General features: G+C 29.0%; 19 protein-coding genes and 1 pseudogene. 10 read left to right on the forward strand and 10 right to left on the reverse strand.

The window, feature by feature from the left end:
• The first annotated feature begins 1 nt into the window (after position 1).
• On the forward strand, positions 2-577 hold the full coding sequence (locus HMPREF9943_RS01430; RefSeq protein WP_004801369.1) for a PTS sugar transporter subunit IIB: 576 nt from the start codon (positions 2-4) through the stop codon (positions 575-577).
• 9 nt (positions 578-586) lie between these two features.
• Complete coding sequence (locus tag HMPREF9943_RS09625; RefSeq protein ID WP_004801370.1) at positions 587-1,237, forward strand: phosphatase PAP2 family protein; 651 nt, start codon at positions 587-589, stop codon at positions 1,235-1,237.
• 44 nt (positions 1,238-1,281) lie between these two features.
• On the opposite strand, the gene HMPREF9943_RS01440 is transcribed toward HMPREF9943_RS09625, so the two are convergent.
• Genes HMPREF9943_RS01440 through HMPREF9943_RS01450 form a run of 3 tightly spaced genes read right to left on the reverse strand, consistent with a single transcriptional unit; the run spans position 1,282 to position 4,182 of the window.
• Positions 1,282-1,914, reverse strand: coding sequence for a putative bacteriocin export ABC transporter (locus HMPREF9943_RS01440; RefSeq protein ID WP_004801371.1), 633 nt, complete (start codon positions 1,912-1,914; stop codon positions 1,282-1,284).
• On the reverse strand, positions 1,914-3,896 hold the full coding sequence (locus HMPREF9943_RS01445; protein WP_004801373.1) for a DUF1430 domain-containing protein: 1,983 nt from the start codon (positions 3,894-3,896) through the stop codon (positions 1,914-1,916). The genes HMPREF9943_RS01440 and HMPREF9943_RS01445 overlap by 1 nt, the downstream gene beginning before the upstream one ends.
• A gap of 22 nt (positions 3,897-3,918) precedes the next feature.
• Positions 3,919-4,182, reverse strand: a complete 264-nt coding sequence (locus HMPREF9943_RS01450; protein WP_004801374.1) for a lactococcin 972 family bacteriocin — start codon at positions 4,180-4,182, stop codon at positions 3,919-3,921.
• Between the two features lie 108 nt (positions 4,183-4,290).
• Here HMPREF9943_RS01450 and HMPREF9943_RS01455 point away from each other — a divergent pair, with 108 nt between their 5' ends.
• Positions 4,291-4,860, forward strand: coding sequence for a helix-turn-helix domain-containing protein (locus HMPREF9943_RS01455; RefSeq protein WP_004801377.1), 570 nt, complete (start codon positions 4,291-4,293; stop codon positions 4,858-4,860).
• Positions 4,815-5,678 (forward strand): annotated as a pseudogene (locus HMPREF9943_RS01460) (IS3 family transposase); the annotation flags it as partial. The gene HMPREF9943_RS01455 and the pseudogene HMPREF9943_RS01460, both read left to right, overlap by 46 nt.
• Before the next feature lie 76 nt (positions 5,679-5,754).
• On the opposite strand, the gene HMPREF9943_RS01465 reads toward HMPREF9943_RS01460, so the two are convergent.
• The 4 genes from HMPREF9943_RS01465 to HMPREF9943_RS01480 are packed head-to-tail and all read right to left on the reverse strand — an operon-like array spanning position 5,755 to position 8,996.
• Positions 5,755-7,020 (reverse strand): GHKL domain-containing protein, encoded by a 1,266-nt coding sequence (locus HMPREF9943_RS01465; RefSeq protein ID WP_004801384.1) that lies wholly within the window; start codon positions 7,018-7,020, stop codon positions 5,755-5,757.
• A complete protein-coding gene (locus HMPREF9943_RS01470) occupies positions 7,020-7,694 on the reverse strand; it encodes a LytR/AlgR family response regulator transcription factor (RefSeq protein WP_004801386.1) in 675 nt (224 codons plus the stop codon). The genes HMPREF9943_RS01465 and HMPREF9943_RS01470 overlap by 1 nt, the downstream gene beginning before the upstream one ends.
• 20 nt (positions 7,695-7,714) lie before the next feature.
• On the reverse strand, positions 7,715-8,443 hold the full coding sequence (locus tag HMPREF9943_RS01475; protein ID WP_004801388.1) for a carbohydrate deacetylase: 729 nt from the start codon (positions 8,441-8,443) through the stop codon (positions 7,715-7,717).
• Complete coding sequence (locus HMPREF9943_RS01480; RefSeq protein WP_004801390.1) at positions 8,421-8,996, reverse strand: NUDIX hydrolase; 576 nt, start codon at positions 8,994-8,996, stop codon at positions 8,421-8,423. Before HMPREF9943_RS01480 ends, HMPREF9943_RS01475 begins: the two co-directional genes overlap by 23 nt.
• 73 nt (positions 8,997-9,069) lie before the next feature.
• Here HMPREF9943_RS01480 and HMPREF9943_RS01485 point away from each other — a divergent pair, with 73 nt between their 5' ends.
• From HMPREF9943_RS01485 to aroE, 4 genes are read left to right on the forward strand one after another with little or no spacing between them, the layout of a single operon-like run.
• Positions 9,070-9,666 (forward strand): XTP/dITP diphosphatase, encoded by a 597-nt coding sequence (locus HMPREF9943_RS01485; protein WP_004801392.1) that lies wholly within the window; start codon positions 9,070-9,072, stop codon positions 9,664-9,666.
• A complete protein-coding gene (locus HMPREF9943_RS01490) occupies positions 9,666-10,172 on the forward strand; it encodes a tRNA (cytidine(34)-2'-O)-methyltransferase (RefSeq protein WP_004801395.1) in 507 nt (168 codons plus the stop codon). The genes HMPREF9943_RS01485 and HMPREF9943_RS01490 overlap by 1 nt, the downstream gene beginning before the upstream one ends.
• 3 nt (positions 10,173-10,175) lie before the next feature.
• Complete coding sequence (locus HMPREF9943_RS01495; RefSeq protein ID WP_004801396.1) at positions 10,176-10,844, forward strand: TIGR01906 family membrane protein; 669 nt, start codon at positions 10,176-10,178, stop codon at positions 10,842-10,844.
• Entirely contained in the window at positions 10,841-11,692 is an 852-nt protein-coding gene (gene aroE, locus HMPREF9943_RS01500; RefSeq protein ID WP_004801398.1) for a shikimate dehydrogenase, read from the forward strand. Before HMPREF9943_RS01495 ends, aroE begins: the two co-directional genes overlap by 4 nt.
• Positions 11,693-11,704: 12 nt before the next feature.
• Here the strand turns inward: aroE and HMPREF9943_RS01505 are convergent, their stop codons facing one another.
• From HMPREF9943_RS01505 to HMPREF9943_RS01515, 3 genes are all read right to left on the reverse strand, one after another.
• Positions 11,705-12,313 carry an HAD family hydrolase gene (locus tag HMPREF9943_RS01505; RefSeq protein ID WP_004801400.1) on the reverse strand — a complete coding sequence of 203 codons (609 nt, stop codon included), beginning with the start codon at positions 12,311-12,313 and terminating at the stop codon, positions 11,705-11,707.
• Between the two features lie 144 nt (positions 12,314-12,457).
• Positions 12,458-13,042, reverse strand: coding sequence for a rubrerythrin (rbr, locus tag HMPREF9943_RS01510; protein ID WP_004801402.1), 585 nt, complete (start codon positions 13,040-13,042; stop codon positions 12,458-12,460).
• Positions 13,011-13,454, reverse strand: a complete 444-nt coding sequence (locus HMPREF9943_RS01515; protein WP_004801404.1) for a Fur family transcriptional regulator — start codon at positions 13,452-13,454, stop codon at positions 13,011-13,013. Before HMPREF9943_RS01515 ends, rbr begins: the two co-directional genes overlap by 32 nt.
• A 127-nt stretch (positions 13,455-13,581) precedes the next feature.
• On the opposite strand from HMPREF9943_RS01515, the gene HMPREF9943_RS01520 reads away from it, so the two are divergent.
• Both HMPREF9943_RS01520 and hflX read left to right on the forward strand, forming a co-directional pair.
• Entirely contained in the window at positions 13,582-14,139 is a 558-nt protein-coding gene (locus HMPREF9943_RS01520; protein ID WP_004801406.1) for an NAD(P)H-dependent oxidoreductase, read from the forward strand.
• A complete protein-coding gene (hflX, locus tag HMPREF9943_RS01525) occupies positions 14,136-15,332 on the forward strand; it encodes a GTPase HflX (protein WP_004801409.1) in 1,197 nt (398 codons plus the stop codon). The genes HMPREF9943_RS01520 and hflX overlap by 4 nt, the downstream gene beginning before the upstream one ends.
• Positions 15,333-15,387: the final 55 nt, after the last annotated feature.

A 15,387-nucleotide genomic window follows, 5' to 3' on the forward strand; every position in this document is an offset into this window, starting at 1 on the left:
TATGCGAAATATTGAAATATTTAAAAAATGGATGATTTATCAGGCATCAGATATTCCCGGGATGAGAATAAAAGAAAAGAATCATACACTTTATTTATCTTACAAAGAAAAGCTTGCTTTAATAAAGATAAGTACAAATAATGTAATAGAAGAGAGTGTTCATGATCGATATGGAGATGGCTTATTCTATTTATATTATGATTTTGAGCATTATTCCTTAGCTGTTTCTTTTTTTCAAGCCATGTTAAGAGTATTAATAAGAGAAGAGAACTTATTTTATCATAGAATATTATTATGTTGTAGCGGTGGAATGACGACAAGTTATTTTAAGCTTAAAATGAATAAGTATTTAAGGCTGGCTCATGCTCCTTATTATGTAGAGGCATCTGCCTTATCTGATATGGGTATGATTGCTCATTTATATGATGCTGTATTTGTAGCTCCGCAAATGACATTTGCGATAAATCGCTTAAAAAAAGAATTTCCTGATAAGAAAATTGTGCCTATTGACTCGGAAATATTTGCCAGTTATGATTGTGGGAAGCTGTATACATTATTCACAGAACTACTTGACTAGAGGAGAATTATGAATATATTTACATTTATACAAATGATAGATCATCTAATCCTATCATTTTATCATCAGTTTGCTTTAATGACACAAGGAACTTTTAATACTTTTTTTAGAATTATTTCTTATAGTGCTGAAACAAGAAAAGCTCTGCCTATATTAATCTTTGCGATAATTCTTTTGATTTTTAAGAAAACAAGAAAAGCAGCATTCTGTATGATTATAGCTATGCTTTTAGGAACTATTTTTGTTGATCTGATTAAAGGCAATGTTGCCAGAATAAGACCTTTTAAAAGTGGAAATCCGGATTATCTTATCTGGTGGAAGTATGCCGGAAGTGTAAGTATAGGTGAATATTCTTTTCCTTCAGGTCATACAACTGCCGCTATGGCAGCAATGAGCAGTTTGTTTATTTATACTAAGAAGAAAATCAGCTGGATCGGTTTTATATATGTTTTATTAATGGGAATGTCCAGGAATTATTTGATGGTTCATTATCCCAGTGATGTTTTAGGCGGTATACTGACAGGCTTATGTGCAGCATTAGCCGGTTATGTTATTACACAGATAACAGTCTATTTTATTAACTGTCATCAGAATAATAAGTTCTTTTATTATATTAAAGAAGGAAGTTTCTTTAAATTTAAAGAGAATAGAGATATATAAAAATAATAGAGTCTTTTCCAATTGTTGCTTGGAAAAAGACTTTTTTATTTATGAATATTTATAATACGATCGCATTGAGAAGCAATTTTAGGATCATGAGTAACTATGACTATGGTTTTTCCCTGTTGTCTGCACTGAAAGAGAAGCTGAAGAATCATCTGACTGTTTATGGGATCTAGTGAACCGGTAGGTTCATCACAAAGAATGATTTGAGACTCTTTTAAGAGAATACGTGCTAAAGCAGTTCTTTGCTGTTCTCCACCGGATAATGTATATATTTTTCTGTTACTCATATTCTGTAAGCCTACTTTTAATAGGGATTCTTCAATGAGTTTTTTCTTTTCTTTCTTATTATATTGAGTATATTTTAAGCCAATAAGCAGATTATCATAAACAGTCATCGAGTCAACTAATGCAAAGTTTTGGAAGAGATAAGATATTGTATGTCGCATTAATAAAGATGATTGATGACTTTTGTGGTTAATTAATATTCCATTATAAAGAATATGACCTGTATCAGGTCTTTCAAGAAGTCCCATAATATTAAGTAAGGTGGATTTTCCTGATCCGCTAGGACCGGTAATCGCAATAATTTCTTTTTTTCTTACTGATATACTTATATTATTTAGAATGATGTAATTATTATATGATTTTGAGATATTCTTAAGTTCCAGCATTATTGATTTCCTTTCAGCATTAGTATGATAGATTGTTTTTCTTGATATTTTGTATGAATAAGAAAAAGAATCATCCATGTCAGTAGAATAAGAGTATAAAGAGCTAATAGATAGAAAAGAGAATAATTCATTAATAATGAAATAATAAAAGATAAAATAAAGGTAATGTTGCTCATTAGTATTAATGATTTATATTTATCAATAAAACGATATCCATTCATTTTTTGAATACTTAAGAGTTTAATATTCTGTAAGATATAAAGTTTTATATTTTGAAGAGTAATAATAATCATTAAAGAAATAAGAGTTATAATTGCTATTATGACTCCGATAAAAAGCATCCACTCATTATGATTAAGCATAGACATTTCATCATATGCTGTTATATAATTATCGACATACTGAGATAACTGATATTGTTCTAGTATATTTATAATCTTTGCCCGATTTGCTTTAATTTTATAAGGATTATATTTATAACCAAGGATAAGATTATAATCACTATCTTTTCCATTATTTTCAGTTAATACCTGAATAATAGGTGATTGAATCATATTTGTATAGTTATTAGTGATTTGAGAATTATAAGTAAAGAATCTTTGATTATGCTTATAATAAATGATCTTTATACCTTGTGATATATCATACATCCCTTTTGTTATGTCTACAATTTCTTCTTTAGAAAAAGGTGTTTTTTCATCTACAAGAACTACTCTTCTGGACTCATTTTCATTAATGAGTATTCTTTTATTATGACTATCCATAACCTTTTCTTCTTTTAAATAATTAGTATTAATATAAGCCATACTGGTCTTATTTAGCGTCTGCTTATCATATTCATTAAAATCGGCTAATATAGAGCCTAAACGATTCAATTCTTTAAATAGTTCTTTTTGTTTATTTAAGAAGCTTTTAGAAGAAAGTTCATCAGGATTTTCTACATTAGATAATTCACTAATAAGATAATATTTTTTTGTCTTTTCCCATTGAGTATGGTTATTATATCTGCTTAAAAGTGCTTCTCCTTTATTTATACTTACAGAAGAAAGAGTAGTTATAAGAACGACAATAATAAGAAAAACAATTTGATTAAAAATAATAAAGTAATGTGAAACAGATTTATTTTTTAAATAATCAATAGGTTTTACCTTTGTAAAAAGAGCTATTAATAATGAGGAAATAATAAAAGTAATAATACATAATAATCCCAATAATAAATAAGAGTTAAATAAAAAGATAAAAACAAAATGATTAAACTGTCTACAAATAATAAATGTTAGTAACGTAAAAGTTGAATAACTGGTAAGAATTTGCTTAAATATAATATCAATAATAGAATCTTTCCATATTGTATAAAAATCATATCCATTTAATTTATATATTGAAAATCTTTTAAAACTGCCAAGAAGATTATAAATAAGTAAGAGAGTAAAAATAAGATAGAATGCAAAAATACTTAATATAATCCAAGGCATCATATCTATTTGTCCTTCTTTTGATGTTATTTCAGTTATATGAATAGATAATCTATTATTCATTTCATTTCTAAATGAAATATAATCATCAGTATTACTGGCTGTAATAATAGCTTCGCCTTCTATCTGATAAGAATCTTTGATAATATTATCAAGAGACTTGATAGTCAGATGAAAGCTATGATCAAACTGTTTAATATTGTCTGTTTTAAATGACTTCAAATACTGATTTGAAGTTAAATAAACATATTTAATATAGTTTTCTTTATTACTTTTAGTAAGAAAAAAATTAATATGGTGTTGATCAGCTGTTTCCTTAATTGTCTTTATAATCATTTTCTTATCATTTTTTAAGATAGAATGAGGAAGCTGAATAGTATAATGATATTCTGCTTTCTTTTCACTATATACAATATTATTGAAATTCTGATGTGATGCTAGGCTATATTGCATCATAAAAAGACTGCTTGTAAGGATAAGTATTATGAATATCATTGATTTTTTCATTCAGTTTCCTCCTCATACTTAGTTAAAATCCATAGTAAGATCTATTTGATTTCCATCCTCCAAAATAACGCTGAGTATAAGCATTTGCATAATGTTTTTTAGTAGGATGATAATATTTTGATTCTTGTCTAAACCATAAATTTAAAAATGTACCAACACCAAAAGACCAATTTCCGCCATCTGCTTTCATATCATAAATATAAGCTTTTACCGGTGAAAATATTCCTGATAAAACTAAAGCCAATAAGAGGATGCTTGTTCTTTTTAATAACTTTTTGTTTTTCATTTTCCCTCCACATTTTTATCCTTACGCAAAAAGAATATAATAAAAAAACTGCTACTGCTACTTGATATGTACCCTCTTTACTGGACAATCAGTAAGGAGGGTATTTTTATGCGTTATAGCTATGAATTTAAGAAAAAATGTGTTGAAATGTATTATCAAGGAATTTATCCTGATACTCCTGAGGGGATCGATACCAAAATCTTTCGAAATAAAGTTAGAGAATGGGTTCGAATTGAAGAGGCAAACGGATCGGATGCTCTTCGCCATAAGGCTCACAACAAAAATTGGACTCCGGAAGCTAAACTTGAACTTGTGGCTAAAGTGATTGCAGGTGAATCATACAAATCAGTGGCATTTAATGCTGGAATTAGTGATGGTATGTTATATCAGTGGGTTCGCAAATATAAGATTTTTGGTTATAATGGACTTATCAATAAAAAGAAAGGTCGAAAATCAAAGAATCCGGATATGAAAAAAATAGGTACTAGAAAACCACCAAAACCAAATGAATCTGAATATGAAGAATTAATCAGATTAAGAGCTGAAAACGAATATATGAAAGCAGAAATAGAAGTAATAAAAAAAGAGATCGCCTTGAGAGAAGAAAAGGAAGCTGCGCGACTCAAGGCGAAAAAGCAGCAATCATCAAAGAACTCCGCAAGAATGGATACAAATTAAAGTATCTCCTTAAAGCTGTGCCTATGGCTAAATCTACCTATTATTTTGAACTTAACAGAAAAGATGTTGTTGCTGAACGTAATCAAGAATTACTAGAAGAAATCAAAAGTATTTTTGAAGAGAACAAACGTAGATACGGAGTAAGACGAGTTCATCAAGAACTTGTAAATCGTGGACACAAGATAAACCATAAGCGAGTTCAGCGTCTTATGCATGAAGCCAGCTTGTCCGGAAAACGTCCAAAGCAAAAATATCACTCATACAAAGGCAAAGTTGGAAAGATTGCAGATAACATAATAGATAGAGATTTCACAACAACTGCACCATTACAGAAATGGACAACAGATATATCTCAGTTCAATTTTTCATGGGGAAAGTGTTATATATCGCCGGTACTAGACATGAATACAAACGAGATTGTTTCATATGATTTATCAACTACTCCAAATCTTGAACAGATAGTAAGAATGCTGGATAGAGCTTTAGATAAGTTTCCCAATGTTGAAGATCTTATATTTCATTCGGATCAAGGTTGGCAATATCAACATGCTTATTTCAGAAATATTTTACAGGAACACGGAATTATCCAATCAATGTCACGAAAAGGGAATTGCTATGATAATTGTATTATGGAGTCATTCTTTGGAAGGTTAAAAAACGAGATGTATTATGGTCATGAAAAGGACTATTCTTCTTTTGAAGAATTCTCGAAGGCTGTTGCAGAGTATATAGATTATTATAACAACAAAAGAATTCAGGCGAAAACAAAATGGATGCCACCTGTAAAATACAGGATAACATCCATGTGTTCAGCCTAGCTCATAAATATGTGTCCAGAATTCTGGGTACATATCAACTTGTATGTAGCGAGAAGCAGTTTTATGCAGTAAAATGTTATTTAATGACATCAATGAGAACAATTTCATTGATTAAAGTATTATTTTCAAGATGGTATCTATTAATTCCTTGATATTTTGAAATAATGTCATTAATGATATATAAGCCTATACCATGATGAATAGGATCATTCTTAGTTGTTTGCTTTTCTTTGATAGGAGCAAGATCAAAATCTTCCGGAATACTATTAGAAATAGTAATAGAGAAAGAATGAATCATATTTTTAAGATGGATAGATACTATTTTTTGTGGTGTTTTTAAAGCAGACTCACAGGCATTAGAGATAAGATTATAGAATAATGAACTTAATTCACTAACTGGAATATTAATATAACCTATAATATCATCTGACAAAGAAAGATTTAATTGAGGATATTTGTCTGTAAAGTAATTAAAGATACTATCAATATACTGATTAGATGATACTTTTGTATAATGAATAGTATGATGAGTCGTTTTTTGAAGATAATCATTTAATGCATCATTATCATTGTTTTTTATCAGTGTTTGTATTGTAAGCATCTGGGACTGATAATCATGTTTAAACTTGCGTAAATCCTCATTATTTTTGATAATAGACTCAATATATTGATTTTGAATAGTACTGTAAGCAAGTAAATCATTTTTCTTCTTTTCTTCTAATAATCTTTGATAATATTCTTTATTGTAAAGAAATAGAATAAAAATAATTATGATAATAAATAAAAATATATAAATAAAGGTATTAATAATATTGTCTGTATTAAATAGAGAGTTATTATCGCTATAAATAAGATAAAATAAGAATAGAGAAGACATGAGCGTTAGGAGAATAAGAAAGCGATTGGTATAACGAACTTTATATATTTTATTAAGAATAAGGTTTAGTAAGAGAAATAATAAGAATACTAATACTGATAAAATAGAACTTGTGGAGATGAAAGAGTTATTGATGATTTCTATATTAAGATAAGAGAATAAAATAATCATCATTAGATTTACAGAAGCTATAAGAATATAAGAAAAAACAAATTTTTTAAAAAATGATACTGATAAATGACCTTCCAGATATAAAAAGATAAAGAAGATAGAGATATTATTAAGAAAAGAAACAGGTACAGGCTTATTAATGAGTAAAAGAAATAAGGTTAAAGATATGAAGAAAATAGCTATATGTTTTATTTTCTTAATATCAAATTTCTGATTAAAAAATGTATCTGAAATAACCAGAATTGAAAGTATAATCATTAATTGTTCAGTTACTGAAGAAATAATAGTAATCATCATTTTCCTTTCACAAATAAGAAATAAGCTTCTTTAATGGCTTTAGATTTCCCTCTGGTAATCTTAAAAGAAAGATTGTTTGTAAGAGTTATAGATTTATGATTTAATGATTTAAAATAATTAAAATTAATAATATAAGATCTATGAATTCTATAGAATCTATAATCAAGCTTATTTTCTAATTCTTTTAATGTTTTACGAACAAGATAGTCTTTTGTATGAGAATGGATAATAGTATAAGAACTGCTGGCTTCTAAACAATAGACAGTATTTAAAGATACGGGTATATCATCTATGAAAATATTAGATTTATCAATATATGATTTAAAAATATTTTTTATTTTACTTTGATAATCAGAATCATTTTTATCTATATAAGCTAGAACATTTTGACCAAATGCTTCCAATATTTTATCTCTATAGCCTGATAAGAATATAATATATGGTTGATAGAGTGATAAAAGATTGTTTTTAACTTCTATACCGTTTATTTTATCCATCTCTATATCTAAAATAATAAGATCATATTGCGTTTTAGAATGAAGAAGCTGATCTCCATTTTCATAAAGATCAATAGAATAATCAAGTGAGTAGTCTTCACATAAATGAAGTAATAAATGATAAAGTTCTTCTCTTATAATAGGATTATCATCAGTGATAGCTAGTTTTATCAAATGAGTTTCACAACCTTTCTTTATTCAGGAGTATACAGGTAACTATAATTTGTGAGTGTAATATGATTTTTTTTAAGATAATTTTTAACTTCTTTTGACATAAGAAAATCAAGTTCTTTAGCACGAGAAAGATTATAACTTGAAATAGTAAGAAGTCTTTGATCAATGAGAGCGGAGTGAGTCATAAGTTCAATAGTCTCATCGTTTTGTTCACAGATCTCTTTAAATGTTTTCATATCAGCATGATCACCATTAAAAGAGGCTATAAATTTTGCATAGAATTTATCATTTAGACATTTTTCCTGTCTAAAAGGAAGATTATATTCATCAGAGAGTCTAAAAATAATATCCTGATATTCATCCATAAGGTGAATATGATGATGTGAATCTAAATGATCGGGCATTCGTCCGGTTGTTTTAATGTAAAGCTCTATTTGTGCTTTCCATTCCCGGTAAAGTTCTTCCTTGTCTACAATAATACGACCATGATAATCACTTCTTTTTTTAAATTCTCCCTGACTATTACAAAAGCTTTGTCCATTAGTTAAGGGGGATCCGGCAGTTATATTAAGATGAATACCAACACCTAATTCAGGCATTAAAAACTGACAGCTCCATTTTGCATCAGGCATATTCATCATAATAGTCGTAGAAGTAATAATACCTTCCTTATGGCCTAGAATAATTCCTAAAGTACATCCTTTAGATAATCCAAAGTCATCAGCATTAACGATTAATTTTTTGATCATAAAGTTTCACCTTCTCATTTAATTTAGAATATATATTATCTACAAACCATGGTTCAGATGATGCCTTTAAGGCATCATCTAATAAAAACCATCCTATATTACTGTTTTCATCTTCTTTAATAGAAAGAGTCTGCTGATCATTAGCTTCTAATAAATAAGTTACATTTAAATGAAGATGGCTTGATACATATTCTCCTTTTTTAATATGACCATCTACTGTTAATATTTCTAAAGAAAAGATATCCCGAGTTAATACTTTTATATCTTTGATATGACTTTCTTCTTTTACTTCTTTAATACAGACCTTTAATAAATCACTTTCACCATCAGCATGTCCTCCAAGCCATGCCCAGGAATCATAAAGATTATGATAGGCCATCAATACTTTATTATGATCTTGATTTAAGATCCATGCTGATGCAGTTAAATGAGCAGATTTATTGTCTCTTGTCAGCAGCTTTTCATTATTCTTTAATCTTCTTAATATTTCTTCTTTATCTTTTTCTTCTTGTTCATTATAAGGTATGAACTTTTCTATATCTTGTATAATCATAGAATAATTATATCATATTGTCCCTTTTCAATTCATCTATTTATGTTAAAATACTAAAGATAAGGAGTTATTTATGAAAGAGATTATACTGGCAAGTACTAATAAAGGAAAAATAAAAGAAATACAAGCTATGCTTGATGATTTAAGTATTAGAGTCATTTCAATGAAAGAAGCTTTAGGTAAAGATATTGAAATAGAGGAAACCGGAACAACATTTAAAGAGAATGCTTATCTTAAAGCAAAGACAATTATGGATATTATCAATAAGCCTGTATTAGCTGATGATTCAGGACTGGAAATAGATGCTTTAAATAAACAGCCCGGTATCTATTCAGCCAGATTTTTAGGCCATCATACCGGCTATGATATTAAGAACCAATATATTATAGATAAAATGCATGATATTAAAGGAGAACAGAGATCAGCAAGATTTATCTGTGCGATGGCACTAACGATTCCTAATGAAGAGCCTATTTTAATAGAAGAAACCTTTGAAGGATATATTAATGAAAAAATAGAAGGAACAAATGGTTTTGGCTATGATCCTATCTTCTATTTTCCATTATTAAATAAGACATCTGCTTCTATGACAATGGAAGAAAAGAACCGGTATTCTCATCGAGCAAAGGCTTTAAAGAAGCTCTATAAGATATTACAGGAGAAGAAGTAATGAACCATATTGTATTAGTACATCCGGCTATTCCGCAGAATACAGGCAATATTATGAGAACATGTGTTGCTACCAATACATCTTTACATATTATTAAGCCGATGGGTTTTTCTTTAGATGATAAGCATATGAAAAGAGCCGGGTTAGATTATATTAAAAATTTAAATATGACTATTTATGAAAACTGGGAAGATTTTATCTCTAAGAATAAAGGATATTTTCATTTCTATACACGTTATTCTAAACGAACATATAGTGAGGAATCCTATACTGATAGAGGAGATCATTATTTGTTGTTTGGTCATGAACATGACGGGATACCTCATAATATTCTAAAAGATCATTTAGATGAATGTGTACGTATTCCTATGTATGCTGATTCCAGGTCATTAAACTTATCTAATACTGTCGCAATTGGAATATACGAATGCTTGAGGCAGCAGGACTTTCCTGATTTAATAAGACATGAAGTACAAAAGGGAGAAGATTTTCTTTATGAGGAATAAGAGATGAGATTATATCTTTCATTAAGTAGAAAAAAAGATATTATTCTTTCTTTTTTACTGGGATTCTTTGTGATTGATTGTATGATTATGGTAGTTACCTTTATTCCTATATTCTATGATATGCAGATAGAATCTTCAGGAATATTAAATCTGGTTACATTAGATAAACAGACCATTGCTAAGAATTTTCATTCTATCGTTCATTATTTATCTTTTTTCTATAGGGGAGAGATGATAGTTCCTGATTTTGTCTTATCACAAAATGCTTTGAGACATTTTCAAGATGTTAAGAATATCTTTGATATCCTGGAAATTTATTTAATTATTTCACCATTTATCATAGTACCTTTTATTATTTCATGTATAAAAGAACATCATTTTCATTTTCTGAGACTCACAGGAACGCTTATATTAAGTATGATGATAATCATCGGAATAGCCTGTCTTATTGATTTTAATCAGGTATTTACTCTAATGCATCAGATATTATTTAGAAATAGCTATTGGATTATGGATCCCTCTATTGATCCGGTTATTAATATTTTTCCTGAATCATTCTTTGCATTATTAGGAGGTCTTTTAGTATCCGGAATAGCTTTAATATCAGTCTTTATGATTGGTCTTTATTATTATTTAAGAAATCATTATCTTAAGAAAGAAGGAAATATATGAAAATCACCGGATATACACAGCTTATCGGGATTATTGCTGATCCTATCAGGCATTCATTATCACCAATGATGCATAATGCCTGTTTTGAATATTTAAATTTAGATTATGTGTATTTAGCTTTTGAAACAGAAGCATTAAAAGAAACAATAGAAGGACTTAAAGCTATAAAGGCTAGAGGATGGAATGTATCTATGCCTTATAAGAAAAGGATTATTCCTTATCTGGATGAGATCTCTTTAGTTTCTCAATTATCAGATTCAGTGAATACAGTAATCAATGATCAAGGATATTTAAAAGGAACATCAACAGATGGATTAGGTTGGAAATATGGTTTAAAAGAAAAGAATATTTCTATTCAAGATAAGACCTTAGTGTTATTAGGAGCCGGTGGAGCAGCAACCGCCATTATGGCACAAGGAGCCATAGATGGATTAAAAGAAATTTATGTTTTTAAAAGAAAGAATCAGACATGGAGTCAGATTCAAGAAAGAATAGAGCATATGATGTCACATACAAATACGCAAATTATTTTATGTGATATAGAAGATAAAGAGCTCTTAAAAGAGAAGATTTCTGATGCGGATATTTTAACTAATGCTACTGACATAGGGATGAGTCCTCATGATAAAGAATGTCTTATAGATAGAGAATGGTTACATAAAGATTTAACAGTATTTGATTGTATCTATCATCCTTTAGAAACATTATTATTACAGTATGCAAAAGAAAAGGGCTGTATGTGTATATCAGGGCTCTCTATGCTTTTATATCAGGGTGCTGTTTCTTTTGAATTATGGACAAATAGAAAGATGCCTATAGATATTGCCAGAAAAGCTATTGGTATATAAAAGAACATTCTTTTAAAGAATGTTCTTTTCTTTAAGTATTTCTTTTAAGTTCATATCTTTTGTTTTGATGATCCCCTGCATACCTAATGCTTGAGCAGCTTTGATATTAATAGGGGAATCATCAATAAAAAGACATTCTTTAGGATCTAAGTGATATCTATTAAAGAGGATCTGATAAAGTTTATGATCAGGCTTTAAGAGATGTTCTTCTCCTGATAAGACATAGCCATTAAAGAGATTAAAAATATCAAATTCTTTTGTTTTACGATAATAAATATCAGGATGAATATTAGAAAGAATATAAATAGGAAAATGATTCTTTTTAAGTAATTTAATAGTCCGGAAGGTTTCTTGAATAGGCTGAAGTATTTCATCTTCCCAATGATCCATAATAAAGCTTATTTCTTTTTCTAAGTGAGAATGTTTATTAATGAGGACTTGTTTTAATTCACTGGTAGTTAAATAGCCTAGATCTAATTGTTTCCAAGAGGATGAATCAAAGACTATTTGATAGAGTTTATCATGTAATGCGGGGAAGTATTTATCTAAAAATGTATGAGGATAAAAGTTAAGAATAACACCCCCGATATCAAATATAATATTTATTCTATTTTTGTTCATAAGGCTCCTCCTTGTTATTTTATGATAATGAATATAAAGTAATTAATAAAAGAGTAAAATATTTTTATATATATTCAGTATAACTTATATAAACTCAAATAGAAATATAAAAAAGAATCCTGCAGAGCAGGATTCATTTATATGTTAGTCAAAGAATTTATATTCTTCAAAATATTTCTGTGGATGATCACAAGCCGGACATTTGATTGGAGCTTCTTCTGCTTCAATCACAAAGCCACAGTTGTTACACTTCCATAATACTTTATGATCTTTTTTAAAAACATCACCGTCTTCAATAGTTTTTAATAATTTTAAATAACGATCTTCATGCATTTTTTCAGCTCTGGCAATAGACTTTAAGATTGCAGCAATAGCCGGGAAACCTTCCTCTTCAGCAATTTTAGCATAATTAGGATACATATCAGTCCATTCTTCATTTTCACCATCAGCAGCTGATTTTAAGTTTTCAGCAGTAGTAGAAAGCATAGCCGGGAAAGTACCGGTAATTTCTAATGCTTCTCCCCCACATCCGCCTTCAACTAATAATTTCATTAATCTTTTTGCATGTTCTTTTTCCTGATTGGCAGTTTCCTCAAAAATATTAGCCACTTGAACATAACCTTCTTTTTTAGCAACTGAAGCAAAGTAAGTGTATCTGTTTCTAGCCTGAGATTCACCTGCAAATGCTGTTAAGAGATTAGTTGCTGTCTGAGTTCCTTTTAAATTCATTCTTTTCTTCCTCCTCATTTGAATTTACACACACACTACATACACCATGGAATACGACCTGGGAAGAATGAATCTGATGACCTAATGTAACCTCAACTTCATTTTCTAAAGCAGTCTGTAGGTTTTCATTGATTCTAACATCAAGCACTTTGCCACACTTTTCACACACAAAATGATGATGACTGGTTAAATCAGGATCATAATAGATTTTATTATCTCCTACATCAAGTCTTTTAATAGATTCATGTTCCACTAAGAAGTTTAAGTTACGATATACTGTACCCAAAGAAATATCAGGGATCACTTTTCTTGTATCCTCATAAATTTCCTGGGCAGTAAGATGTGTATTACGACGCATCAGAACATCATAAATTGCATTTCTTTGTTTTGATTGTCTTATCTTCGTACTCATACTTAACCTCCTTATTAGGAATAATTCCTATTTGTATAATACTCTTATTTCCTATTAAATGCAATACTAAATAAGAATTATTCCTATTTATTTTTATGAATGATATAATAAGAAAAAGGAGACTGCTATGAAAATATTAATAATTATTGGATCACCAAAAAAGCATTCTTTTAATTATCTTTTTTCTCAATATGCTTATCAGTATCTAAAGAAGTATTGTGAAGTAAGCTATCTTGATTATCATGATCTTCCTTATATATCATCAGATAATCAATATGATTTTATTGAAACAGTAGAAAGAATTAAAAAAGAAATTGAGCAAGCTGATGGATTATGGATTTTTGCGAGTGAATATAATTTAAGCTATTGTGCACAGTTAAAGAATCTGCTGGATTGGTTATCCGTTCCAATTCAAGATCATGATTTTGATCAGGGAACATTTATTAAAGGCAAAAAAGTAACAATAACTTCAGTAGCCGGTACAACAGGAGGAAGATTTGTATTAACTAAGTTATATGAGTTATTAAATTTTATTGGAATGGATTTAATGAAAGATGATAGTACAGGTGTTGCTTTATTAAAGGAAGATTTTAAAGAAGATATTCCTCATTTTACAGTAGAAGACTTTAATCATCTTTATCGTCAATGTGATAGTTTTATTTGTTATATAAAGGGGTCTTTATGAAAGCAATACTGGCTGCTGTCAATAATCGAAACGAAGATTTTAATATTCTGCTGGAAGAATTAAAGGGTTTATGTAAGGCCTGCAATATAGAATATACACATATTATGATACAAAATACTATCCCATCGAAAGCATATTATCTGGGAAAAGGAAAAGCCTATGAATTAAAAGAATGGATTAATGATGAAGAAATAGTTATCTTTAATGATGAACTATCTGGTTTGCAGATGAGAAACTTAAGAGCTTTATTAGATATTGAAGTAACAGATCGTACAGATCTGATTTTAAGGATATTTGCCTCAAGAGCACATACCAAAGAAGCAAGATTACAGGTAGAAATTGCCAGGCTTAATTATGAGTTGCCTCGCTTATCAGGAATGCATCAAGGGATTTATTCTCAGCAGGGAGGTATGGGATTCAGAGGAGCAGGTGAAACACAGTTGGAATTAGATAGAAGAAAGATCCATAATAGAATAGCAGGCTGTAAAAAAGAATTGGCAATCTTAAAAAAGGAAAGACAGATTCAAAGAAAGCAAAGAAAATATAAAGATATTATAGCTTTAACAGGATATACTAACTCAGGTAAATCTTCTTTAATGAATCTTTACACTCATAAAAAAGTGGAAGCAAAAGATATGCTTTTTGCAACATTACAGACATCTTCTAGAAAAGTAAGAATTAAAAATAGGGATCTGATTATGTCTGATACAGTAGGATTTATTTCACATCTTCCGACTCATTTGATACAGGCGTTTTTATCAACATTGGAAGAAGTGAAAGAAGCATCGTTAATTCTAATGATAATAGATCGGTCATCCCCTTATGTGAATAAGCATATAGAGGTGACATTGGATACATTAAATAAACTGGGTGTTAAAGATATTCCGATTCTCTATGTTTATAATAAAGAAGATTTAGAGTCACAGGATTTCTTTGTTCCTAAAGAACCTTATGTTTTTATATCCGTTAAAAATAAGACTCATATGAATGAATTAGAAGATATGATTATAACTCTTCTGACAAAAGACTATCAAAGGGTAACTTTAGATATTCCTTATACTAATGGTGGTTTATATAATGAACTATCACATAAATATCAGATTATAAAACAGGAATTTAAAGATAGAAGCATATCTATAGTATTAGAGCTGGATCAAGAAGATTATTTTAAATACCGGCAATATAGGATTTAAAAAGCACCTTAAGGTGCTTTTTCTACTTTCCATTTTTCTTAAGTAATGTCTTTGA

The organism is Eggerthia catenaformis OT 569 = DSM 20559 (assembly GCF_000340375.1).
In the GTDB taxonomy this organism is placed as follows: Bacteria; Bacillota_I; Bacilli_A; order Erysipelotrichales; family Coprobacillaceae; genus Eggerthia; species Eggerthia catenaformis.